This window comes from Sulfobacillus harzensis (assembly GCF_012933365.1).
Lineage (GTDB): Bacteria > Bacillota > Sulfobacillia > Sulfobacillales > Sulfobacillaceae > Sulfobacillus_B > Sulfobacillus_B harzensis.
In genome coordinates this window covers 1-20,947 of sequence record NZ_JABBVZ010000064.1, presented here as the reverse complement: position 1 = coordinate 20,947, position 20,947 = coordinate 1, and the positions used below count along the sequence as shown (strand labels likewise).

28 protein-coding genes are annotated in these 20,947 nt (G+C 58.6%); 5 read left to right on the top strand and 23 right to left on the bottom strand.

What is annotated here, in order from left to right; all coding sequences use genetic code 11:
• The coding region (locus HIJ39_RS15510; RefSeq protein WP_243239749.1) for an IS3 family transposase at positions 1–615 on the top strand (615 nt) is incomplete at its 5' end.
• 28 nt (positions 616–643) lie between these two features.
• On the opposite strand, the gene HIJ39_RS15505 is transcribed toward HIJ39_RS15510, so the two are convergent.
• Positions 644–835: a hypothetical protein gene (locus HIJ39_RS15505; RefSeq protein ID WP_169101274.1), complete on the bottom strand. Its 192-nt coding sequence runs from the start codon at positions 833–835 to the stop codon at positions 644–646.
• A 76-nt stretch (positions 836–911) separates the two neighbouring features.
• A complete protein-coding gene (locus tag HIJ39_RS15500) occupies positions 912–1,370 on the bottom strand; it encodes a nuclear transport factor 2 family protein (RefSeq protein WP_169101272.1) in 459 nt (152 codons plus the stop codon).
• A gap of 87 nt (positions 1,371–1,457) precedes the next feature.
• On the opposite strand from HIJ39_RS15500, the gene HIJ39_RS15495 reads away from it, so the two are divergent.
• Positions 1,458–2,048 carry a TetR family transcriptional regulator gene (locus HIJ39_RS15495; protein WP_207711715.1) on the top strand — a complete coding sequence of 197 codons (591 nt, stop codon included), beginning with the start codon at positions 1,458–1,460 and terminating at the stop codon, positions 2,046–2,048.
• Positions 2,049–2,531: 483 nt separating this feature from the next.
• Here HIJ39_RS15495 and HIJ39_RS15490 read toward each other — a convergent pair whose 3' ends face one another.
• The 3 genes from HIJ39_RS15490 to HIJ39_RS15480 form a co-directional block, all read right to left on the bottom strand.
• Positions 2,532–3,737 carry a tyrosine-type recombinase/integrase gene (locus HIJ39_RS15490; protein ID WP_169101270.1) on the bottom strand — a complete coding sequence of 402 codons (1,206 nt, stop codon included), beginning with the start codon at positions 3,735–3,737 and terminating at the stop codon, positions 2,532–2,534.
• 103 nt (positions 3,738–3,840) lie between these two features.
• Positions 3,841–4,497: a hypothetical protein gene (locus HIJ39_RS15485; RefSeq protein WP_169101268.1), complete on the bottom strand. Its 657-nt coding sequence runs from the start codon at positions 4,495–4,497 to the stop codon at positions 3,841–3,843.
• 394 nt (positions 4,498–4,891) lie between these two features.
• Entirely contained in the window at positions 4,892–5,122 is a 231-nt protein-coding gene (locus HIJ39_RS15480) for a hypothetical protein (protein WP_169101266.1), read from the bottom strand.
• 541 nt (positions 5,123–5,663) lie between these two features.
• Between HIJ39_RS15480 and HIJ39_RS15475 the strand changes: the two genes are divergently transcribed.
• Complete coding sequence (locus HIJ39_RS15475) at positions 5,664–5,876, top strand: hypothetical protein (RefSeq protein ID WP_169101264.1); 213 nt, start codon at positions 5,664–5,666, stop codon at positions 5,874–5,876.
• Positions 5,877–5,885: 9 nt separating this feature from the next.
• Here the strand turns inward: HIJ39_RS15475 and HIJ39_RS15470 are convergent, their stop codons facing one another.
• The 7 genes from HIJ39_RS15470 to HIJ39_RS15440 all read right to left on the bottom strand — a co-directional run bounded on the left by HIJ39_RS15470 (position 5,886) and on the right by HIJ39_RS15440 (position 12,605).
• Positions 5,886–6,494 carry a hypothetical protein gene (locus tag HIJ39_RS15470; protein ID WP_169101263.1) on the bottom strand — a complete coding sequence of 203 codons (609 nt, stop codon included), beginning with the start codon at positions 6,492–6,494 and terminating at the stop codon, positions 5,886–5,888.
• Positions 6,495–6,614: 120 nt separating this feature from the next.
• On the bottom strand, positions 6,615–8,765 hold the full coding sequence (locus HIJ39_RS15465) for a DNA methyltransferase (protein ID WP_207711714.1): 2,151 nt from the start codon (positions 8,763–8,765) through the stop codon (positions 6,615–6,617).
• Positions 8,762–9,562, bottom strand: a complete 801-nt coding sequence (locus tag HIJ39_RS15460; RefSeq protein WP_169101262.1) for a hypothetical protein — start codon at positions 9,560–9,562, stop codon at positions 8,762–8,764. Before HIJ39_RS15460 ends, HIJ39_RS15465 begins: the two co-directional genes overlap by 4 nt.
• 293 nt (positions 9,563–9,855) lie before the next feature.
• On the bottom strand, positions 9,856–10,467 hold the full coding sequence (locus tag HIJ39_RS15455) for a hypothetical protein (protein WP_169101261.1): 612 nt from the start codon (positions 10,465–10,467) through the stop codon (positions 9,856–9,858).
• A 240-nt stretch (positions 10,468–10,707) separates the two neighbouring features.
• Positions 10,708–11,676 (bottom strand): DUF4238 domain-containing protein, encoded by a 969-nt coding sequence (locus HIJ39_RS15450; RefSeq protein WP_169101260.1) that lies wholly within the window; start codon positions 11,674–11,676, stop codon positions 10,708–10,710.
• 102 nt (positions 11,677–11,778) lie between these two features.
• Positions 11,779–12,417 (bottom strand): recombinase family protein, encoded by a 639-nt coding sequence (locus tag HIJ39_RS15445; RefSeq protein ID WP_207711713.1) that lies wholly within the window; start codon positions 12,415–12,417, stop codon positions 11,779–11,781.
• The gene (locus tag HIJ39_RS15440; protein ID WP_169101259.1) at positions 12,414–12,605 is read right to left on the bottom strand and encodes a hypothetical protein; all 192 of its coding nucleotides are present in this window, start codon (positions 12,603–12,605) and stop codon (positions 12,414–12,416) included. Before HIJ39_RS15440 ends, HIJ39_RS15445 begins: the two co-directional genes overlap by 4 nt.
• 138 nt (positions 12,606–12,743) lie before the next feature.
• Here HIJ39_RS15440 and HIJ39_RS15435 point away from each other — a divergent pair, with 138 nt between their 5' ends.
• Positions 12,744–12,935, top strand: a complete 192-nt coding sequence (locus tag HIJ39_RS15435) for a hypothetical protein (RefSeq protein WP_169101258.1) — start codon at positions 12,744–12,746, stop codon at positions 12,933–12,935.
• Positions 12,936–12,947: 12 nt separating this feature from the next.
• Complete coding sequence (locus HIJ39_RS15430) at positions 12,948–13,127, top strand: hypothetical protein (RefSeq protein WP_169101257.1); 180 nt, start codon at positions 12,948–12,950, stop codon at positions 13,125–13,127.
• 69 nt (positions 13,128–13,196) lie between these two features.
• Here the strand turns inward: HIJ39_RS15430 and HIJ39_RS15425 are convergent, their stop codons facing one another.
• The 11 genes from HIJ39_RS15425 to HIJ39_RS15380 form a co-directional block, all read right to left on the bottom strand.
• A complete protein-coding gene (locus HIJ39_RS15425; protein ID WP_169101255.1) occupies positions 13,197–13,445 on the bottom strand; it encodes a type II toxin-antitoxin system RelE/ParE family toxin in 249 nt (82 codons plus the stop codon).
• A 61-nt stretch (positions 13,446–13,506) separates the two neighbouring features.
• Positions 13,507–14,622, bottom strand: a complete 1,116-nt coding sequence (locus HIJ39_RS15420; protein ID WP_169101254.1) for a DNA-primase RepB domain-containing protein — start codon at positions 14,620–14,622, stop codon at positions 13,507–13,509.
• A 146-nt stretch (positions 14,623–14,768) separates the two neighbouring features.
• Positions 14,769–14,891: a hypothetical protein gene (locus HIJ39_RS24665; protein WP_275107350.1), complete on the bottom strand. Its 123-nt coding sequence runs from the start codon at positions 14,889–14,891 to the stop codon at positions 14,769–14,771.
• Entirely contained in the window at positions 14,891–15,079 is a 189-nt protein-coding gene (locus tag HIJ39_RS15415) for a hypothetical protein (protein ID WP_169101253.1), read from the bottom strand. The genes HIJ39_RS24665 and HIJ39_RS15415 overlap by 1 nt, the downstream gene beginning before the upstream one ends.
• A gap of 21 nt (positions 15,080–15,100) precedes the next feature.
• Positions 15,101–15,526 carry a hypothetical protein gene (locus tag HIJ39_RS15410; protein ID WP_169101252.1) on the bottom strand — a complete coding sequence of 142 codons (426 nt, stop codon included), beginning with the start codon at positions 15,524–15,526 and terminating at the stop codon, positions 15,101–15,103.
• Positions 15,527–15,531: 5 nt separating this feature from the next.
• Positions 15,532–16,785 (bottom strand): hypothetical protein, encoded by a 1,254-nt coding sequence (locus HIJ39_RS15405; protein ID WP_169101251.1) that lies wholly within the window; start codon positions 16,783–16,785, stop codon positions 15,532–15,534.
• Positions 16,786–16,838: 53 nt separating this feature from the next.
• Complete coding sequence (locus tag HIJ39_RS15400; protein WP_169101250.1) at positions 16,839–17,045, bottom strand: hypothetical protein; 207 nt, start codon at positions 17,043–17,045, stop codon at positions 16,839–16,841.
• 158 nt (positions 17,046–17,203) lie between these two features.
• Positions 17,204–18,001 (bottom strand): hypothetical protein, encoded by a 798-nt coding sequence (locus tag HIJ39_RS15395; protein WP_169101248.1) that lies wholly within the window; start codon positions 17,999–18,001, stop codon positions 17,204–17,206.
• A 35-nt stretch (positions 18,002–18,036) separates the two neighbouring features.
• Positions 18,037–19,671 carry a transglycosylase SLT domain-containing protein gene (locus tag HIJ39_RS24250; protein WP_243239748.1) on the bottom strand — a complete coding sequence of 545 codons (1,635 nt, stop codon included), beginning with the start codon at positions 19,669–19,671 and terminating at the stop codon, positions 18,037–18,039.
• Complete coding sequence (locus HIJ39_RS15385; RefSeq protein ID WP_169101249.1) at positions 19,671–20,243, bottom strand: hypothetical protein; 573 nt, start codon at positions 20,241–20,243, stop codon at positions 19,671–19,673. Before HIJ39_RS15385 ends, HIJ39_RS24250 begins: the two co-directional genes overlap by 1 nt.
• A gap of 68 nt (positions 20,244–20,311) precedes the next feature.
• Positions 20,312–20,947 (bottom strand): TraG/VirB4 family ATPase (locus HIJ39_RS15380; protein WP_476718344.1); only part of this gene is annotated, 636 nt, incomplete at its 5' end.

Genomic DNA, 20,947 nt, shown 5'->3' with positions numbered 1-20,947 from the left:
TCTCGCGTGGTGCGCAAGTATAAGGCGACGACCCACTCCCGGCATGCCCACCCGGTCGCCGACAATCTCCTGAATCGCCAGTTTGTCGCCGAGCGGCCCCATCAGGTGTGGATGACGGACATTACCTCTGTCGCGACCGACGAGGGATGGCTCTATGTGGCCAGTGTGGAGGACTTGTATAGCCGTCAGATCGTCGGGTGGGCCATGAGTGACCGCATGACGCAAGACCTCGCCATTCAGGCGTTCGATCAGGCGGTGGCCCGGTATCAGCCCCCCGAGGGCGTGCTCCATCACTCGGATCGGGGGAGTCAGTATGCGGCCCAGGCCTATCGGGACCGGCTCTCGGCGGAGCACATGACGGCCAGTATGAGCCGTAAGGGTAACTGTTGGGACAATGCCTGTATCGAGTCCTGGCATAGTCTGCTCAAGAAAGAACTGATTTATCTCGATCGCTGGCCCACGCGGGCGGCGGCGCAACAGGCGATTTTCGAGTACATTGAAATCTGGTATAATCGGCAACGGGTGCATAGTGCGTTGGGCTACCGGACCCCGCACGCGGTCTTGACCGCGGGACTGGCCTCCCCCCCATCTTTGGAGGCGAGCCACAGGCCCTGATGTCCGGGGCGGTCGGTCAAGGCCGGCGTCAGCCGCCCCGTGGGGGAGCCTTGACGGAGCGGCGGCGGACATCGATAATCCCGCCTCGCTCCAAAGGATGGAACGGGTACCATGAGTTTGACATTGCGGCGAGTTTCGAGTGTCCATGGACTTGACACAAGTCCACAGAGCCCGTATTACCGGTGGCATCGGTGACCAGAATCAGCGGGTGAATGGTCATCAGAATTCCTCCTGTTTAATGCGTGGGGCGAACATGGTACACTGCCAGGGGGTTGCGTCCCTACCGTGCCTTGGCATCATTCGGTTGGTTCCAAGGCCTCAGTCCCCAGTGCCGTCAGGGGATTCCAATAGTCGCGGTAGAGCCGGATGCGGCCTTCGGTGGTTCGAACCACTACCACATAGCGCATGTCATAGGTCTCGCCGGTCGCTCGCACCATGCCGTGTGCGGTCATCTCCGCGACGACACTGTTCGGATCGATCAGGCGATGGATCTGAACGTCCGTGAACTGCGTGATCGTGATGCGGTCGGCATAGGTGTGGAGGTATTGGATGATGTGACGCTTCCCATCAATTCGTTGGGGCCGGCCCGGGGGGGCGAAGGGGATTTCGAGCACGGCATCGTCCGCCAGGAGGTCGATCCACGGTTGCGGATCACCCACGCGGAATCCTTCGAGGACGCGTTCGAATAGTTCCGCAGCGCCTGTGGATGCCGATGGCTCGGGCGCCACGAAATCATGGTTTGGCAAGTCTGACATGGGTACTCTCCTCCAACGTCGTAAGATGAACGCAACGGATGCTTCTGAAGTTAAAATGCGGACTGACGGTCCGTTTGTCAAGGTGAGATGATGCGCAAGACCAGGGAACGGGCTGATGCGGCCCGGAATCGTCAGGCAATCCTCGATGCGGCCTTAGCCCTCTTCGCCGCAAACCAAGACCCCGCTGTGCTCACCATGGACGCGGTGGCGAAAGCCGCAGCGGTGGGCAAAGGCACGCTGTTCCGCCGCTTCGGGGACCGCGCGTCGTTGCTGCGGGCGGTGTTTGACGCTCAAGTGGATAAGCTGGCCGACGCGATCGACGCCGGTCCTCCCCCATTGGGACCCGCCACACCGCCGGCGGAGCGCGTCCCCGCAATCCTTGAGGCCATTGTCGCACTCAAGCTGGCCAACCGGACGCTCACACACGCGGTGGAAGCCATCACCCCCAAAGCCGAGGGCACCGGACCTTTTGTCTCGGTCCGCCACGCCTGGATTGAAGAGCGGCTGGAGCAGTTGCTGGGCGAGTTGATACCCCGGCCCCACGTCCCGTTCACGGCGCATGCGCTGTTGAATACCACCCGCATCGATTTGCTAGACTATCTGACGGCCCGTCAAGGGTTGTCCCATGACGAGATCCGTCGGGAGTTCCGCCACTTCGTGCAACGGGTCCTGACCTAAAGTTCGGTACACTGTGCCGCCGATGACCACAGCATTTGGGACGAACTCGACACCCGGATGGTAGTGTTTCGCGTAAGCAGAGTTCTCTCTGGCCTGCGATTCCAACGAGAATTCCGCTACGTCACCGGACGATCCCGTGCATGAGACCGCACGGTCTTAACCAGCAGACCACTATCCATTGGATAATGAATCCAGAGATTCTCGTGGTGACGGCTAGTGGTGACGGATTTCCTGTTTTTGGCAGATATGAGGGTTTTTTCTTGGAAAGAGCCGGCGATCCAAAACCCGGAAAGCCTTGGTACGTAAGGGATGGCGGGGATATGTGGGAATCGAACCCACCGTCGACGTCGAACGCCGACCATTGGATTTGAAGTCCAAGGCGATAGTGTTTTTCTAGTCATCAATCATCCCAAAACGTCCTTCAATGAATCCTCCTAAACGCCCTATTCATGCGGCCGACGGGGTTTTCGGTGTCAGAGAACGTCATGATTCATCGAGGTCGTTCGGAACCCGTTTTTGGGAGTCTTCTGCGGCCCGTCTGCGGCCCGTTTCTAAAAACGCGGCCTCCATCTGCTCGGCGGCGTCGTGCTGCATGTTCGGCAAAACATGCCCGTAGATCTGCAACGTAATCGAAATGCTCGCGTGACCCAACCGCTCGGACACGACTTTCACCGGGACGCCAGCGATCAACCAGGAGGTGGCCATGGCATGGCGCAAATCATGCAAACGTATAGTCCTTCCAACGCCAGCCCGGTCTCGGAGCCGCCGCCAGTGCGCACTGACATTGGTTGGCCAGAACATGCTGCCCCGCTCACTGGGAAACACCCACCCCTCCCGATTCCACTCCGATCCAAAGAAATCGCGTTCGACCGCTTGCCGCTCCCGGTGTTCGTCCAAGATATTCAGCAAATAGGGCGAGAGGGCAAGCGTTCGGCGGCCCTTGGCGGTCTTGGTGTCGTGGACCGTCAGCAGCGTGTTGAATTCGGCTGCCGTCCGTTGGATCAGCGCGGTACGCTGACTGCAGTCGATGTCCGTCCACTTCAATGCAATGGCTTCACCCCGCCGACACCCGGTCAACGCGATAAACCACCAGAGCGCCTTCAAGCGATCCGTTTCAGCGGCGGCCAGCAAATCTTGTGATTCCTCAACCGTTGGCGGCACAAATTCGGGGGACACAACACGGGGCGGTTTCACGCGGTCGGTCGGATTAAAGGGGAGCAATCCCCAGTTGACCGCCTCATCGAGTGCACTATGCGCGACGACATGCGTATGGTGAACCGTACTGGTCGCTTTGCCAGCTTTTAGCATGTCCGCATACAACCCCCGGAAGTCTCCCGGAGTTAGGGATTTGAGAGGCCGTGACCCCATCGCGTCCAACAACGGCGCCGCATACCGCTGATAGGTGAGCAGCGTGGTATCCCGGACCCGTCCCGACGCCGTGGTCTCCAGCCACTTCTTAAAAAACGAGGCAAGTGTTTCCTCACTCGGCGGCTTCCGGTTGGGATCCTCGCGATACCGGGACGCTTCGGTTTCGGCCCACTGTTTCGCTTCGCGTTTGGTGTCGAAGGTCTGGGTCAGTTCGTGCCGTTTCCCTGTCTCCAGGTCGTAGCGGACCACCCGGCCCTTCCAGCGTCCGGACGGCAAGCGGCGGGGTTCGACGGCATAGGGGTCTTTAATATGCGTGGGCATGGGGTTCTCATCACCATGCGTAGAGTTCGCTGTAGGAGGGCCGAAGTCCTGCCGGCAACTAGTGCAACTTGCATAGGGTGCGACGTTTGGGTTAACCGTGGACCTAATTCAGAGCATACGTCAGTCTGAGATCTTGAATAATCTGCTGAAACTCTTGGCGATGGCGACTAATTCTTCTCCGTGCATCCCTACTCATAAATAACATTAGCTGATTTAGCAATCGATTTACAGCATTCATCACGGTATCGAGGTCCTCCTGAATCACCGGCATATCAATAAGCCCCTTATCAGCAATCCAGTCTACATACATACACTGCATCTTCAAGGTGTCCCATTCCCCAAGCTTGTCCATAGTTAGGTCTTCGCGGTGATGTGCGAAAACCTCACTAACCGTTTTGCCCGCTAAACGAACGGCTTCATAATGCGTTTTCTTGTGTGTGATTTTGCGCATTGTCGGTTTAGTGACCTCCAGTAGTGTAAGCAACCCAATCGCCAGTCGCTGCCGCACCTTGTGTCTGCTGTCTGTGTTCATGAGCTGAATAATCTGGTCTCTAGTGCCGAGTCCAATCCCATAGGACCAAACTAAATAACCCTGCATTACTTCTTCCAAGGCAATCGTCGCAAGAAAGAAGGCGGTTCGGAGGTCATCCTCGCGTAATTGTAGAGCACTTCGTCGTATCGTTTTTGAGCGACGTATTAATGCTTGGACGGTCGGAATTGCTTGATCTTCAGGCGGCATTCCATAATCATTGCTGGACAACACCATCCCCCCCCCGTCTTTCTGAACCGAAACCATGGGGCTGTTTCACGGAATTCCAATCCCGTCATCTAATGGCCAAAGATCCTTGTTTCGCCGGCGTGGTTTTCTTCCACACGTTTTAGTCTGCCTTTATGGGCTACGTGCGGATTCGCGCTGGGTGGGGAGCAGTCCTGCTGATCGGTCAACCGGGACTCTCTTTGTGATAACAAGAGCACCCCCCTCTGCCGCCCGGCACGGTCGCTGCGCAGCGCGTCGGTGCCGGGGCGGATCTGATCATCAGGCACGCCCCGATGGGGCATCATCCTTGTCGGGGCGAACCTTGCAAGCCCAAAAAGCCCCTGAGAAATCCCGCCCCAGCGATTCTCCATCCGGACTGGGATCTGACAATCCGCTTCTAGAACGTCATTTCGCGGGCATTCAATTGGCGGAGCAACTCTTGGGTTTCGTCGGTTTTCGGCAACGTTCCCACGAAAGCCACCTCATTTAATCCGATCCCAGAACCAATGGTAGTGTGATAGCAATAGCCACAGTCTTGGTAGTAGACTACTTGCCCCCACTGCTGATCAGCCGATATCCTTATCAACGCCTTAAACTTTGGTACGTCGGAAAAGTGCAGCAAGGCCATGGGCTTGTCCTCCATTTCGTTATAGCGCGATACCATTGACGATTTATATTCGCCACTATTTGGCAATAGTTCAATGTTGCATGTAGAGTTGCTTGGAACGAACCACCCGTTGCCTGATTAACACCGGTATCCACAGTCAAATCAAGAGGTTCGCCACGCCACCTGTTCATGCGATGACGAGTTATCGCACACCCAATACTTCTCTCGCCTAGCTAAAGCGCCTCCATCCCCCGCAGTGCTCCCCCGTTCGAATAGAAGTGCTGCTCGCATTACGTGTTCCTTTTGTCCGCACTTTGGGCACGACGGATGGTGAGCTGCGCCGCGACTCTGTTCGTCCGGACTTAACGTACTCGGATCGACAAGCGAATGCACGGGATCGCCTCCTTTAGTAGATATTGGATAATTCTCCGCCTAGATGGAAACTCCTTCCGATATTCGCCCTACATCTCACATTAGTGGTGTCGATTCTCGTCGACCGATGGGTAGGATTCCGGTATCTCCAGCCCACTACACTGGAGAAAAACCATGAAGGTGATGTGCGATGGATTGGGACACGATAGACGACGAGACACTCGGGCAGGCCGTGGATGCGTGGCTCACGGCCTTGCGGGCGCAGGGCCTCTCAGAGCGGCGAATGCTGCAACTTGCCGTGCTACTTGGCGAGGCCATGAGTGGGGCCGGTCCCAAGACGCCAGCGCAGGCGGAAGCTCAAGAGCAGTTCCTTCAATGGCTCAACGCTTCCGGAAAGCAATAGAATCGCAACCTATAGGATATCTGAAAGCCCCACTCGTTCCGTCATGACTTTGACGAAATCTCTGAAGGCGTCCAATAAGTGAGTAAGCAATGCTCTCTGGTTCTCGGAATACTGGGTAACCTGTTGAACGAATTCCCGCCGACCACCAGCTCCATCCGGACCAAAATATTTCGTTACACCGAGATTATGGGTCTCATTGAGGAACTCTCCCACCGTCTGTAACAGCCGATCAAGTTTGTCGCGTAAGTCATCATCGAGAATCCAGACGCCCATGGCGGCGTGTCGAAACTGCTCGCTCGCCTTGTAGAACTCTGCTTCTGGTGTAAATACGTTTTCGCTGGCAACGCCATTGCGGATTCCCGGGGCGATGGATTCAAATTGGTGTCGGAGGTCTTGCAGCGTGCGATGTAGCAAGCGCAGAGACGCGGCATCGGACAAGCGTCGCCGCTCCGCCATTTGTTCCTCCGCTAATTCCTGCCGTTGGCGTTTCTCGTCTTCGCGTTGTGCTGCACGCCGCCTCTCGTCATCGGCTAGTTGAAATTTACGTTGAACGAGTGATCCTGCGATCCCCGCTACACCAGCAATCACCGCCGGCAGACCAACGGTTAACCACGACATCTTTCTACCCCCGCTTACTTCACGACCCAGCTGTCGACTTGTGTTCACTCCCTTTAAAGTGAACCCACCCATCAATTTCAGTTAGAAAGAAGGGAACGAACCCTGAGGCGAATCCGCGTTCTATTCCACCCGGATATTCGTTGTCAGACTACCCGCCATGTGACTCTGCCCCCGCGATAGCTCGGTGATTATCGTCGCCATAGGGACCTGGCGGCCCTGAAGATCCACGAGATACTGAGACGCCATAATGACAAAGTGATCCGCCGACGACAGTTGCATACCAGCTGATTCCAACTCCTTCTGGTAATCCGTAACAGCTGACATAACGGCGCCCTCGCTCGTCCCCACCGAATCGACCATCGAGCGTTTGACGCACACCAGCACCGCGTCAAGACTAATTGGATCCTTGGTTCCCGATTTAGGACTTGCCCCGCGCAACTCGCCATGGACGGGATAGGCTTTCACAACAACAAACCCCGCGTTAATTACGGCTTGGTAGACAGCCGCCCACCCATCCGCACGCGAATGGTGGAACGTAAAAGCCATGACTCCCTCGTCCCGCAAGACGCGCCTACACTCTGTGAATACACCCTCCAACTGTTGCGAAAACGTAAGCGGTTCCACGTGTTGCACCTCGCCCGAGTCCGAGGAATCTTGGCGGGCAAAATATGGGTACCGATTCCGCAACACGGGTGCCAGCCACGCAAAGAAGAAATCGCTGAGCTCACTGTAATGGACGAAGTCAAAATAAGGTGGGTCAGTCACGACCGCATCGACACTTCGATCCGGAATGGGCAAACAACGTGAGTCAGCGTTGAGTACTAACGCTGAGTGTGGCTGGCGTTGCAGCGCATCCCACGTTGACACTACCGTAGTGTTGAGCGGTCGGTTACATGACACGGTCGCCCGTGCGGTTCCCCTCGAAGAATCAGCACCGTCCGCCAGTGCCAGTTCGAATGGATTGTCAAGATATGCCTTAGCTTTGAGGAGCCGTGATTCGAAAAGTGACATGAAGGTACCGCTAGACTTCTCTGAACCCCACACGCTATTCTCAAGCGGGGTGCGCTCCGGTTTGAGAATATGATGCGAAAACATGTGTCGCACCGCGCCGGTGCCTTCGCCTTTGAAGCTGCAAAACATGTTGTTAAACTCCAACGTACTCGAAAACAGACATAACAGTTGCTCCTGAACCTGAAGTTCGTCATACGACAAAATACCCCTGAGGAGAAGGCCCAGGGTAAGAAGCTGACGGGCATTAAAAAAATCACGCCAGTAATAGTAATGATACCCCCGGGCCTGGTCGGTATTGTGTCCTGACCGGACGGGCATCGTAGGTAAAGGCAACGTTTCCTGCTCCAAGCGGTGTGCAGCTGCCGCATACAATGCTTCATCCGCCGGAGAAATGGACCAATAGGACTTTTCCCCCGTGGCCCGACGCACTAACATGGCATACATGCGGTGGCGCGGTGGCCGGCCTTTCGGCAATAAGTCTTTTATCCGGTACCGAACACCGGTGGAATCTACAACGTGGGCCCCGCGCACTGGCCCTATCTGGGGATTAAACTCGTAATCACAAGACGGACACACGACAGCCGTGAGATCGTACCGTCCACCAAAGACGTGCCAACAGGCTGGGCACAAAATTTGGGCCGATGGGTGCTTCTTGGGATAGGCGTGTTGACTGAAAACATATCGATCAAATAAGGCAATGTGTTCCCCGGTAGGCGTCTCGACTTCCTTAACCCAAAAGTAATAGAGAACCGGCACCATCTCTCCGGTCACACGATCCGGAGTTTGATAGTACATTTGAATTTGGGGCGCGACAGTCTCTTCCAAATAGTGTAGGGCGCGGCGCAACTCGTCAGCCGACACACGAGTCAGAGCCTGTTGGACTAGGAACGTCGACACCGGGTTGATGTCAGCACCGACCACGTTGGCCCCTAACTTGGCGGCTTCTCCGAGAGTAGTGCCACTGCCCATAAACGGATCCAGGACTACTTTATCGTGAAAATTATGGAGTTCGTAAAATTGATCCCATGTGTTCACTCGCTCATCGGCCAAGGTTCCGAGCACGATGGCACGAAAGACAGACCCTAGCCGTGTCGCCCACCACTTGTGAATATGGTAGAGCGGCCGATTGACCTCTTTCCGCCAGCTTTCCCGCTCGGCAAGACGACTGATAGGAACAACGGGAAACCCTGTTTGTAACGCACTTCGGGTAACACGTGCGCGACGAGCTTGGGTCTCCACTTCCGTCGGAGAGCGCATCATTCATCGACCTCCGGTTCCAGATCTACGACATCTTGCATGGTGACAATCTTGTCGGCTTGGGTCTTTAAACGGTAAGCCCGAAACCGATGGGACACACCCGCTGTCGGGTTAGGAATGCGCGTTGATTCAATCACATTCGTCCGTAAGTCAAAATGATAACCGATAACGATTTCTTGGGCCTCTCTCCGTTCTAATTCACCAACGAGTCGAAAGCGACTGTTCGGCTCGAATTCCTCAGGGACAATTAATGTCATGAGGCCGGTAGTCCCCGTGGTAAGAGCAAAAGGCGTTGGCGCTACGTACATCTTCCGGTCCCGGATCATAATATCTCCATAGCTACCGAAGCCTTTTACGTGGCGATTTTTATGCACGTAATCATGATCGACGTTAAGAAAGTCGCCATGGCATATTATTAAGTCGACCACAGGGTATTCACGGTGTCCGGCACGGTTCTTGGGATAATCTGACAAGTCAGCCGGATACCGCCCGAACACATAGAAAATCTGGCGCCCATTGTGGCAGCCCGACGGCACCTGGCTGTTTGCATCGTAATCCCTTTCGCGCCCCGGCCAAGCAAGCCCTTTAACCTCGTAGCCTTCTGGCGGTACGACCATCCGAAAGTCCGGGTATGCATTTCTCGATGGGACATCGAACTGTACATTCATTCCTTCCAAGATAGACTGAAACCAGTTTTGAAAATGAAATTCTTTGTCGCGGTCACTCACCGCTTCAATCGTTTGGCCCTGTTGCACCGCTACGGCGCACGCATCATACACGTCCCAGCAGGTGGTGTCCATAACAAACTCCTCCGAATACCCAGATTCACGTTTCTTTAGTTCCGTTCGACGCTTTCACCTTCACTAATCCTTGTTACCAATTCCGCACGGACAAACAGCTCTGTCCCCCGACATTTTCCAATGACGGACGGGCGCACCCGAAACAAGGCGCTTTTGGCCACTCCCGCATTCCGCCGCCCTCCTCTTTTTATCTTCGCTTATCCCCTACCTCACGACAAGGTGTTGCTTCCACGTTCCTGCGAGGTTGGCAGGAAGCTCAGTCGGAGAACAGCTATGCGGCCATTGCCTGAAGGTTAACAGAGGTCCTGGTTTGGCCAAATCATCGCTGCCATTTCGAGTGGTCTAACAATCTGACCAGCTCCCAAAGCAACAAGCTGTGCTTTTTTCGTGACTTTGTGAAAGTTCCCGTCACTAGTAACGAAGAAATTTCCACCGTACCAAATATGCCCCCATATAGTCAAAACATCGCACAGATGATTGCGCCATTTGGATTCAATTCGGGGAGCCCCTACGGTCTCCCCGACTCTTTCGCGTTCTCGTGCAATAAATTCTTCCTGGCCAAATGGTTGCGCCGGAAAGAGAATATTGTGAATATCTTGTTCAAGTTTCAACATCTTAGCGTCTGACCATAATGCCCAATCCCAATATGTCACACCCCAATGGGCAATCGGCTTTAGAACACGAATGCCATCCATATCGATTCGCTTTAAGCGATTTTGAAATTCTGAAAACCGTGGGTTGCTTGTGCCGCTTGGTTGGTTTTCTGACGCTGCAATAGCAACTATTTGCAAAAGTATTTGGCCTTCCCGGTGGGATTCCATCAGTTGGCTAATCGCATCAGCCTCCGCTCGCTTTTCCTCCACAGCAATGAGGCAATTGGTGTCTATTGTCACCATAGGCTTCATCGAAACACCCCCTTCCTTTTCACTTTTGTTTTTATCATAATTCGCCGTATCCAAAATGAAGTCCTTGTGAACACACGCAATCAAGGCCATCATATCACGAGAAAATGCGGACTTCAGGGTTCGCTGGCGAACTCCCCTTTTGATACACCGCCGACCCTTGTTAAGTGGGCCAGTACCAAGGGAAATAGTGCTGAGAAACAAGAATCATTTATAGAGCAACCGACCGGGATTTCGGTTTCGTTAGCCGAACGGGGGAGCAGGAAAATCCCGGGCGATTCTCCATCTAAGTGATTTTCTGTCAATGCGCACAGGATTCCCTCGGTTCTTGAGCAATTTGTAAACCCGCAAAGCGGGATCGAAATCTGCCGAGGAGCACAACAGGTACCGGTAGGCACTACGTATTTGCCAATCGTTGTACGTTGTTACTTCAGTCGGCGAGCATTGCTCGAATGCGCTTCTTAGTGTAGCTTGTTTGAGGAGCCATGGTTCTTTGATCGACAGGATTAGTCGACTACTTAGAGGCAAGGCCACCTCTACCCCTGGCCCGCTCAGGCCCATTTTGAGTTTCCTCGTCGTGTGGTCAAATACCACTACAGGGTGGTCAGAGGTATAGAATGGGCAGTCACTGGCATTGATCTTGAAAGTCCACGGGTAGTAGAGCAGAACGTTGGCGACTTTTCCAACAAGGTCGGCATTCATTAGCGTGTTGGCATGATGTAGCCCCTCGTATTTCTTTTGGAGAACAAACTCATAGTCATCCATTGGAAGATCTGGCCGCCAATATTTCACCCATTCCTTCATGGCGGCAGCCTCATAGGCGATGAGGAAATCTCTCATACGCCGTGTGCGAAAGTATTGCAGGGTTATGTAGAAGGCCAGTTCCGCTCTATCCTCTTCCTTTATCGCGTTTGTCCGCAGGGTGTCTGTGGAACCCAATTTCAGCGTCTGGTCAATCCTCCCAAATATTCCGGCCGCAACCCCTTCAATCTCGGCCAGGAACTTTTCAATTCCTTGTTCGTCGTAGGAACCTTCTGATGTTTCGACCAGTTCCTTCGGAATGTCGTAAAAATAGCCTTCAGCGGCAACTTTGCTGACATTTGCTTCGAAAGACTTGAGGGTGCGAATGTTTAACACGTGAATTCTTCCCGAGCGATTTGCAAAGCGCTTTAGGTACGCACGCGGCACATAATGTTGGCTTTTGACTTTCATCGCGCACACAAGTCTCCCATCGGCGGGGCTCCCACCCAATGTTTGTAGGCATCTGGTTTGTGGCGAGTCTAATACATAGTTTACACCAGCGGAATCTCATCACTACGTGAAGTTTCCGGCATCTGCCGGAAGCTGACCAATGTGACCTGACCGTGCCCGCTGAATACTGGAAACACTTACTTGATACTTGGTGGCCGCCTTCCGATAGCTGAGCTCCCCGGTTTGGACAGCACGGACGGCTTGGTTCAGCCGTCGAGCAGTTTCCGGGTCCTCAACCAACTTGGGCCGCCCAATGACCTTCCCCTCCTTCCGCGCCCGGTCCATCCCCGCCGTCACCCGCTCCCGAATCATCTCCAACTCAAATTCGGCGAGACTGGCCAGCAAGTTCAGGAGGAGTCGTCCCAAGGCGGTGGTGGTGTCGAACCCCTCTTGGGCGCTCAGAAAGCCGATGTGGAGCGGATCCCACACCGCCAGCGTGTCGTGCATGTGCCTCACCGAGCGGAAGGCCCGGTCGAGTTTGAAGACCAGCACGGCGTCAAATTTATGCTTGATGGCGTCATCAGTGAGCGCCTTCCATGCGGTGCGGTGGCCCAAATCGTTGGCACTGGCGATGTCCACGTATTCCTTTGTGATATGCCAATCCGAATGGCCCGCTGTAAAGTCCCGGAGGCGCATCAACTGCGTTTCGGGGTTTTGGTCCTTGTCGCGCGTCGACACCCTGGCATAGAGCGCCACTCTCATGCGTCGCCGCCTCCTTCCTCTCGCGCCATCCGCTCCTCCACCGCCCGCCGGATATACGCCATCCGACTCTCCCCGGCCGCTTGCGCTGCCGCGTCGAGGCGGGCAATCCAGTCGCGCCGGGCGCGAACCGACACGCGCATGTTATCGGGTGCGTGCCGGTCGCGTTTGCGATCCTTGTGATCTTTCATAGACGCCCTCCCCCTCCAGTATTGCGGGTGGCCCGCCCACCCGTCAACGCCACTGAAAACTTTGCCAAGTGCGACGCCGCTCCCCTACAATAGAAAGAAAGTGGTGGACAGCCCACCACGAAAAAGGAGGGGATCGACATGACCACGGTGGGTACTCGCATCGGGGCGTGGGGCCTTAAAGTGTTGATTCTCGTGGCACTCTGGCATTTCCTCGTCCATCCGTGGCTTCTGAGTCATTTGGCTGCGGAATTCGGCCCACTGCCCGGCGGCGGCGCGCTCCTCACCAATCCGGGGGCGGCCTTGCGGCAACTGTTGGGCCAATTGCCATAAGGGGGTGACACCATGATTCGACACCACACGCCGTTTGACCGCCCGCGCGGGTTCGCGGGCCCACGCCGTGAGCGTATCGTGTATTCCAATGCCTACCCGGCCGGCAAACGTTGGCAGGAGCCGCTGTCGCCTGAGGAAGTGGCCCGTGTGATCCGGGCGATTCAGGAACAGCCAACCGAGCACGGGGGCTAAATTCCCCCGACCCCACTCCCCAGAGGCTTTGCGGGCTGTCGTGTCCTCCGCTTCTGGGGTGTCCTGTCTTTACAACCGGTCCAGAGCGTCGTGAGTGCCGACCCCGAGCACGACAATATCGTCCGGGCCTACGCCTCGGTACAGCAGTCGCAAGTCCCGTGATACGCGCAATTCCCGGACATCCGTGCGCCGTGTGAGCTTTTTGCGGAGGCCCCGGCCCGACCGCAACTTCCCCAACGCGAGCGCCACCCGCTTTTGATTCTCCGGTGCCAAGCGGGTCCATTGCCGGCGAAAGCGCGGCGTGATCTCTAATTCCACGACCTCACCTCCTCCCTCAAAAAAGATGGGGGACAGCGTGTGCTGCCCCCCCTGTGCGCGGTTATTCGGCCTCGTATTCATCCTCATCCTCCGCTTCGGCTTCTTCCTCTTCCGCCGCCGGTGGGGCAGCGTGTTGTTGTTGGGCACGCTGCTGGACTCCATCGCCCCAGCCGTTGGCCGCCTGCGGGCGACGGGTTTCGTGGTCCCGGTCCGCGAGCCAGGGGAACTGGCGAGCGGCGTCGAAGGGCATCGACCACACCCCCGGCGACGAGACCCCCGAGAATGCCCGGGCTTTGGCGACGGTGTTTTCGGTGTAATCCGTCCTGTGCTCTTTGCGACCGTCTTGGTGGACAAGCGGGTCGAGAATGCCCTCAATCGTGGCGTCGTCGAGCTGAAGCGACACCGCCCGGATCGCCACCACCATGTCGGCCCGACTCGCATCCCCCGTTTGCGCGTAGGTCTGCGACCACACCTGGGGGAGCAGGGGCACGCTCCGCGCCAGCATCCGCTGGTAGCGCAAATCGGTAAAATCGAAGTCTCCCACCCGCCCCGAAGGGATTGTGATGGACTTGGGGTGTTGTTCAGGCCGGGGGACAGGAAAACGACTCAGCCACGCGCTGGCTTGATCGCGGGTGATGGCCTGACTCGTGATCACGAGGGATACCGGTGCCCCTGCTCGGTCGATCCCTTTTTCCGGCTGCCGCTTCCAGTTCCGAGTGCCCGCTAGTCGCCCCACGTGGCCGGGTGCGTTGGCTCCGGGATCCGTGTCGAAATGGGATTGGAGATGCTTGAGCAGCCGAACGGTATGGTCTCGGTCCATTCGCCATGGCCAGCGGTGCCAAACTTGAAAGCGCCCCGGGCTGGTCTCCACCACGGCGGTCGGGGGCAATCCCTCCGCTGTCATGCGCTCCACGGTCTCTTGAGTGGCATCATCAAGCATCGTGAGCCGGTAGGGCCCGTCTTTCGGCATCGGGCGCACATGCCACGCAAATTGGTCGTCGAGCCGGTCGAGAGGCAGATCGGTGGCCCGCTGGCCCGGGGCGCGGGGATTTTCCATCCAGTGTCCCGCCTCGCCCTTCAGGTGATGCTGCTCATCAGCCTTAATCAGTCGCCAACTCAGATCCTCGCCTAACGCGCCGAGCATTTGTTGGGCTTGGGTAGCATCCGTGTTCCCCATCAAAACCCCCTCCTTTTGAGACCACAAGGAACGTCATTTCGCCGTGGGCGGGTTCAGCATGCCCGCCGTTTTGTTCGGCTGTCAAAGCCGGCCCGCGCCACAAAAACCCCCCGGCGGAGGGCCGGGGGGTCAATTCAGGATCGTACCTAACGGCGGCGAAAGTGGACCGCCCGCCAAATCGCCCACGCCATCATGCCCGCAAAAAAGAGATTAACCGGGCGGTTGAGATGGGTGAGGTCAAACGCAAGCCAAACGGCGTGGTATAGCATCAACTACCTCCCCAATCTCGCTCCGCTGGTGCCGGGCGAGGACCCCGCTCGCGCAAGAACGTGAGCGCGGCGGCATCCGCCGCCACCGCCGCTTGTGCCGCCAGCCGAACAACGACGGGGTGGTCAAGGGGCAAGCCCGTGTAGTCCGCCGCTGCTTTCCGATACCGATGATTGTGCTCGGGGAACATACAAATCCCGCCTTTCTCTGATTATTTGGCTCGGGCCGCCCAGTGACTCAGCGCGTCATGCGCGGCGACCACCCAGTGGGCCAGTTCACTCGGCAGCCGATCCGCAATCAGTGGGGTGCCAGCCAACCAGATGATCGCCGCGCAAATGACAGCAATGAGCGCCAGCCGAAGGACCGTGGACACGATGTCGCCTGCGGTCGCGAAAACCTCCAGGATCGCCCGCACGGCGCGCCCCAAGGCCCGCCCTCCCGATGCCCGGGCGGCTGGGCCTGGCGCGGCATGGACAACGACCGTGGGCCCTGCCGCTGGTGTTGGCACTTCAGTTGGCACTTCAGGACTTGCTGGGGTGGGCTCCAGGGCGGCCTGCGGCGCGGGCTTTTTCTTGCGCCACCGATACCCGCCCCACACCGTGCCGGCCACTACAACGGCCCAGACTGCGTAAAACATGCGTTTTATCCCCCTTTCGTCATCACGTGCTGAACCAGACGGTGGATCGGTCCGCTGAGGAGCAGTGCGCCGAGCCAATGCCACGCCACCACCCCGCCGATAAAAATCCCGAGGGCCAGGGCGGTGGGCTTCAACGCTTGCTTGGCCCGCTGCACGATCCGCCGTCGGCGCAGCGGGGGCGGGGTGTCCGGCAGAACGGTTTCCAGCAACTCCGCCAATGGCCCCGCTGCCGCCTCCGCTGTCAAATCTGCTGGCAGTGCTACTACGGGGGCGGGCCAGACTGCCGCATGAGCGATGTCGGAGGCTCCCCCGATGATGGCAAAGGCATCAGGCCCGGGCCGCTCATGCGGCGGAGCGTCGGGCGACGCGGTGAGCGCGCTCCACGGCCACGCGCCGGTCAATCGAGTGCGGACTGGCGGTAGGACCGCAATCAGCCGATCCGCCGCCTGCCAAGCCTCACGCACATCTTTCAGCGGAATCACCGGAACTCCGGCATCCACCACGACATACGCGAAGCGCCGGGACCAGACGACGCCGGCAATATCCACCGCGTGATTCCGGCGTTCGGGGAACACCGTGATCCCCTGCCATTCCGTCGCCTGGTCTTCCTCTTGCGCCGCGCCGACCAGCGTTTGTAGCGGGGTGGGGCCATATAGGGGCTCCGGCAGCGGGGCCGCTTCTACGAGTGCCGTCGCCCCCCACTGGGACAAATATCGAGCTACCCCAGCGGTTAGCGTCGTTGTCCCCGCGCCGGGCACGGTCCCGACCACCACCACCAAGACAGGGCGGTTGGTCAAGGGGACGCGCCGTTCCACTTCTACCACCGTGGTGGTGGGTCGACCCGACCCGGCCCCGGGACCATCCTCTCCGGCTGTCGATCCCTGAAAGCCCGTCCATCGAAGCGCATCCGCAATGGTCGCGGGATGACGGAGCACAGCCCCCACCTCGGCGTCAGGGACCACCACGTCATACACCCCCAACTGGACCCAGGCAGCCAGTTCCGGGTTGGGGGGTGTAAGGTCCTCCGGGATCTCCACCACAATGCGCGTCGTCGGGCGTTGCGCCCGGTACTGCACCAAGGGACGGACGCTGTGGTCGGCGTCCTGCCATCGCACCCAAATGCCGTCATAGGCGGTTCGCGCCGCTGTGCGCCATGCTTCGGCGTCGGCGTCGCCCGCCGTGTCGACCGTTAGCCCGGCCGCTTCGACGGCACTCACGCGCTCATCGTCTTCGGCATAGCCCATCATCAGCCATCGCATAAAGTCACCTCCCCAAAAAGTAAGCCCCGACCGTGAGGCCGGGGCAGAGACACCTATGACGTCATTATCGCGTAGTAGGCGATTAGCCCGCTCACCGGAATGCTGACGCCCATCACCCAGTTGGCGATCGGTCGAAGCGCGGGCACGGCGAATCCGAGCGCTCCGCCGACCAAAATGAGCGCGCCATCGGCGAGGCCAATCGTGCGAATCCACCGTGTACGCCGTCGCATCGTGCTCAAATCCTGGTCGCATGCTGCCATCTCAATCCCCCCTCTCCCAATAAAAACCCCCCACCATGGCGGCGGGGGGTTGGGATCGCGCCGGATTGCCAGGTGTTGCCAGTCCTGGCAATTTATCCGGGCGATTTAAGGCTATTCAAAAAGCGGACCCGGGTGATCCCATCGTCCCGTTTTTCGACCTATAGCAGATAGGGAGGCACTTTTACGATACTCCCCAGCGATCCGGTGCGACTGACGAAGCCGACCAGCCCATGCAGTCCAGTGGACGCGTTTTGCGCATCAAACGCGGCCTCCATCCCGTAGTAGCCGCTGAACTGCCCAGTGTAACTCTGTTGGAAGAGCACCACCCCCACGGTCGGTTGGAAGAGCGGGCTGGCGTTGGCGGGGGCGGTGGTGAGCGTCCAGCCGACCGGATCACCCACCTTCCCCTGGAGCCCCTGCCATGGGATGTTGCCGACGGTGTTGGTGGGGCCGCTATCGCCCAAGTGCAGCGAGTACGCCATCAGAAGGCTCTGTCGAATGGCGGGCGGCAGTTGGATCGACGGCACACCGGGCAGGGTGGTCGGAATCCAGTGCCATCGACCCGAACTGGTCTTATCCCCAAACCAGAGTGTAGGCAGCGCATTCCCGCCTATCTTCATGCCTAGCGGTTCGACCGCCCATTCGGTGCTCTTGGCCCACGGTAGGGTCACGACTTGGAGCGGTGCTGGCGGCTTGTGACCGACGACGGTTTCAAAACTCGCGGTCGCGCTCCCCGAGGCCGATTGGCTGGTAGGAATGGTTGGTGCATGTTTGGGGATCGGCAGTGCTTTCGGTTTGGGCTTAGTCGGTGTCGGTGGTGCCGTCGGTGTCGGTTTCCGGTGGTGCCGGACTGTCACCGAGGCGCTGGTAGGGTGAGGCTGGCCGCGAAGGCTCAGCGCCACCACTCCACCAACAATGACCACCCCGCCTACAATCCAATAGCTGGTCTTTGTCATCGAAATGCTCCCTTCATAGTGATCACGAGATGTGCTTACCCCTTCGGGGCCTCTTGCGCGACGACTGTCATCTCCGCCACCGTCTGATCGGCATACCCCGCGACCGTTTGCACGTTGCCGCCCGCCGGCACGTAGTCGAGCAACCGTTGCGCCGCGCTCCAGGGCATCCCCCGATACCATCCGCTCGGCGGCGAGCCCACATAGTACGTAGCCGCCATCATGTGCCAACTGCCGGTTTCGCGATACAGTTCCGCCAGTAGCTCCGCCCCGAGAATCAAATTCTCTTGGGGGTTGTGTCGCGCGCCGGGGTAGTACCCCGGCAAACCCCGGGCGGTGCCGGGCTCGATTTGCATCAACCCGTAGGCTCCATTGGGGTTGCCATTGGCATACACGCCGGGATTTCCACCGGACTCATGCAGCATCGTGGCTCCAATGGCATCTTCAAAGGCTGTTCGGGGGATGCCCGAACCCGCCTGCCGTGCGGCCTGTTGGATGTCCGGCCACCACTTTTTCAGCGCCTGGGGATTGGTCAGTAGGTGCCATGTGGTGCCGCCGCTGCTCCCAACCGCTTCCGGCCACGGAATGGTATCGATGGCCCCATTCGTCCAGCGGGCCGTGATGGATTTCAGCGCGTCGGGTCCGGTCAGCGGCACTTTCCCGCCCCACACCAGCGCCCCGGGCCAGCGGGGGACGCCCGATCCCTTGATGCCGAGTCGGAAACCGACGTTTTTGCCGGATTTCAGCGTCCCCCAAACTTGGTCGGGCGATCCCACATTTTGATACGGGAGAAGATGCCGAATAACGTGGCGCTGCATCTTCCCCGTTTTCGGGTTCTTCACCAGCTTCACGGTGGGCGGCTTCCACGGATGACTTCCGGTCGCGCCGGTTGGCGCTGTGCCAACGACGAAAACCCACTCCGGCTGATGGCCGGGATCCTGAAACTGCCCCGTTTTGTGGCTCCATGGGGCGAGCGCCCACGCCCCGAGATGGGGGCCAGCGTCATACGACTGAATGAGCCCCTTGATCTGGTCCGCATACCCCGCGCTCTGCCAGCCGGGGGGCGCTTGATCGGCGGCGTGAAAGGCCGTGAGTCCGGATTTCCAGTCGCCCGTGAGGTACTGCCCCAGAGCCCGCAACCCGGTGGCAACATTCCACGCCACCGCATGCGGCGATTGGCCTTTTGGGATGAGCCCCGATTGCGATCCCAGCCCGAAGAGCCCGTAGCCGATGCCGAGCGTCCGCACGTTGTGGGATCCGATGCCCAACACGCCGGGGTGGTAGGCTTGGGAGCACGGTTCCCCGGCGCTCCGCTGATTGGAGCAGTAGTACCGGTCGCCATACGCTTCTCCGTCCGACGCGGCCTGTACGACCGCCAACGCCACCACATTGGGTACGCCGTCGCGGGCACCATCTTGCGCGATGACGCTCAGCCATTCGGCGGGCCGCGACATGGGGGTGGCAATCGCTGGGGGCGACGGGCCGAAGAAACCGGCAGCCCATTGGCCGATCCCGGCCAGCAAACTCAACCCCGCCACCACGGCGATGATAATGAGGAGGATCGGGGCGACCACCCCGATCCCCCCGCCGATGAGCCAGTAAATCAGCCGCTTGCCGCCTTCCCGTTCCGCGGCCTCCAGTAGGCGTTGGTCGAGCGTGCGTTCCTCCGCCATTAGTCGTCCCCCGCTTCGTAGGCGTCCTCCGACTCCCCGCGCTCGGTGGGACGGTCGATCCGGGCTTGGATCTGCCGCGCCAGTTCAACGGTCGACTGCTCCGGATGGTTCAGCCCGTCACGAAACCTCCCCTCGGTCACGGAGGCGTGCTGAGCGCTCAGGTAGACCAACGCGCCCAAATGCTGGGGCTCACCGCCCATGGCGGCGGCCGCGCCCGCCAGAATCATCTGTTCCGGGGGGTAAATCGGGCGACTGTCGCCGTAGGTGGCGCGGACGATTTCGCGGTTGCTGACGGTGTTTTCGATGCGCTCGTCGAGCGAGAGCGTTTTGCTACCCCGGATGAGCTCCGGGTGCTCGCTAATGATCCGCAAAGCCTGCGCACTCAGCTTGGATTCGGTTTCGCGCAACACAGCCAGGGTATCGAGAAGGCGGCCTAGCTTTTCGCCATCCCGAGACGGAGGCGCCGGGGTACGCACCCCCACTTCGACCCCCATCCGCTGCTGAATCGCGGCGGCGAGGGCTTGTCCGGCGTGTTCGGTGCCACGATCCGTGATGATTTGGATTTTCGGCATGAGATACACCTCCTTGACAAAAGAAAAAGCCCCACTCCCATGAGGGAGCAGGGCTAGTGGTGGGCGAGTTACTTGCCGTACATGATCTGGCTTTCGTGCGGCGCGGTATCAATCGTGATCCACGCTCGCTGGTTGCCGGCAATGAGCAGTCCTTCCCCGACCCGCGCGTTCGACAGCTTGTCCAGTTCGGCGTCGGACAGGGAGAACAACCCCGTCAACGCTTCGAGGTCTTTGCCGCCTTGCCGCAGAAGAAATGTGAACGCCGAGTTGGTCAGCACTTGCTCGCCGTCGCCGGCAATCGCTGGGGCGAGGAAGTCCGCGATGTTCTGGGTGACCACCATGAAGCTCCCGCCGTACTTGCGAATGCGCTTGCTGAGCGATTTCATGAACTTGAGAGCTTCCGGGGCTTGCGGGTCAATCAACATCCACGCCTCATCGACCACCAGCAGTTTGCGTTCCGACCGGTCAGCCCGCACCAAGTCCCAGAGATACCCCAGCACATTGAGATACTGCGCTCGGCGGACGTTCTCGGGAGCATCCTGCAAATCGTGGATGTCCAGCACCACAAAGTCGGTATCCGTCGTGGGCGGTACGGTGCTCGGCCCGGCCCAGAGGTCGGCGAGCACGCCTTCGCCCGCCGTGCGCAGGAGGGCCGTCAGCGTGGCCCATTCCGGCCCGGTTTGCGCTTGGCAGTAAGCATACAC

What these genes read in the sequence shown, in the direction of transcription:
- HIJ39_RS15450 (WP_169101260.1), bottom strand. Translation starts at nt 11,676, where the DNA reads ATGAAAGTCAAAAGCCAACATTATGTGCCGCGTGCGTACCTAAAGCGC.
- HIJ39_RS15430 (WP_169101257.1), top strand. Translation starts at nt 12,948, where the DNA reads ATGATTCGACACCACACGCCGTTTGACCGCCCGCGCGGGTTCGCGGGC.
- HIJ39_RS24665 (WP_275107350.1), bottom strand. Translation starts at nt 14,891, where the DNA reads ATGCTATACCACGCCGTTTGGCTTGCGTTTGACCTCACCCATCTCAAC.
- HIJ39_RS15420 (WP_169101254.1), bottom strand. Translation starts at nt 14,622, where the DNA reads ATGGGGAACACGGATGCTACCCAAGCCCAACAAATGCTCGGCGCGTTA.
- HIJ39_RS15385 (WP_169101249.1), bottom strand. Translation starts at nt 20,243, where the DNA reads ATGCCGAAAATCCAAATCATCACGGATCGTGGCACCGAACACGCCGGA.
- HIJ39_RS15500 (WP_169101272.1), bottom strand. Translation starts at nt 1,370, where the DNA reads ATGTCAGACTTGCCAAACCATGATTTCGTGGCGCCCGAGCCATCGGCA.
- HIJ39_RS15470 (WP_169101263.1), bottom strand. Translation starts at nt 6,494, where the DNA reads ATGTCGTGGTTAACCGTTGGTCTGCCGGCGGTGATTGCTGGTGTAGCG.
- HIJ39_RS15455 (WP_169101261.1), bottom strand. Translation starts at nt 10,467, where the DNA reads ATGAAGCCTATGGTGACAATAGACACCAATTGCCTCATTGCTGTGGAG.
- HIJ39_RS15480 (WP_169101266.1), bottom strand. Translation starts at nt 5,122, where the DNA reads ATGGCCTTGCTGCACTTTTCCGACGTACCAAAGTTTAAGGCGTTGATA.
- HIJ39_RS15405 (WP_169101251.1), bottom strand. Translation starts at nt 16,785, where the DNA reads ATGCGATGGCTGATGATGGGCTATGCCGAAGACGATGAGCGCGTGAGT.
- HIJ39_RS15495 (WP_207711715.1), top strand. Translation starts at nt 1,458, where the DNA reads ATGATGCGCAAGACCAGGGAACGGGCTGATGCGGCCCGGAATCGTCAG.
- HIJ39_RS24250 (WP_243239748.1), bottom strand. Translation starts at nt 19,671, where the DNA reads ATGGCGGAGGAACGCACGCTCGACCAACGCCTACTGGAGGCCGCGGAA.
- HIJ39_RS15465 (WP_207711714.1), bottom strand. Translation starts at nt 8,765, where the DNA reads ATGATGCGCTCTCCGACGGAAGTGGAGACCCAAGCTCGTCGCGCACGT.
- HIJ39_RS15440 (WP_169101259.1), bottom strand. Translation starts at nt 12,605, where the DNA reads ATGAAAGATCACAAGGATCGCAAACGCGACCGGCACGCACCCGATAAC.
- HIJ39_RS15445 (WP_207711713.1), bottom strand. Translation starts at nt 12,417, where the DNA reads ATGAGAGTGGCGCTCTATGCCAGGGTGTCGACGCGCGACAAGGACCAA.
- HIJ39_RS15505 (WP_169101274.1), bottom strand. Translation starts at nt 835, where the DNA reads ATGACCATTCACCCGCTGATTCTGGTCACCGATGCCACCGGTAATACG.
- HIJ39_RS15490 (WP_169101270.1), bottom strand. Translation starts at nt 3,737, where the DNA reads ATGCCCACGCATATTAAAGACCCCTATGCCGTCGAACCCCGCCGCTTG.
- HIJ39_RS15475 (WP_169101264.1), top strand. Translation starts at nt 5,664, where the DNA reads ATGGATTGGGACACGATAGACGACGAGACACTCGGGCAGGCCGTGGAT.
- HIJ39_RS15415 (WP_169101253.1), bottom strand. Translation starts at nt 15,079, where the DNA reads ATGTTCCCCGAGCACAATCATCGGTATCGGAAAGCAGCGGCGGACTAC.
- HIJ39_RS15410 (WP_169101252.1), bottom strand. Translation starts at nt 15,526, where the DNA reads ATGTTTTACGCAGTCTGGGCCGTTGTAGTGGCCGGCACGGTGTGGGGC.
- HIJ39_RS15435 (WP_169101258.1), top strand. Translation starts at nt 12,744, where the DNA reads ATGACCACGGTGGGTACTCGCATCGGGGCGTGGGGCCTTAAAGTGTTG.
- HIJ39_RS15460 (WP_169101262.1), bottom strand. Translation starts at nt 9,562, where the DNA reads ATGGACACCACCTGCTGGGACGTGTATGATGCGTGCGCCGTAGCGGTG.
- HIJ39_RS15400 (WP_169101250.1), bottom strand. Translation starts at nt 17,045, where the DNA reads ATGGCAGCATGCGACCAGGATTTGAGCACGATGCGACGGCGTACACGG.
- HIJ39_RS15395 (WP_169101248.1), bottom strand. Translation starts at nt 18,001, where the DNA reads ATGACAAAGACCAGCTATTGGATTGTAGGCGGGGTGGTCATTGTTGGT.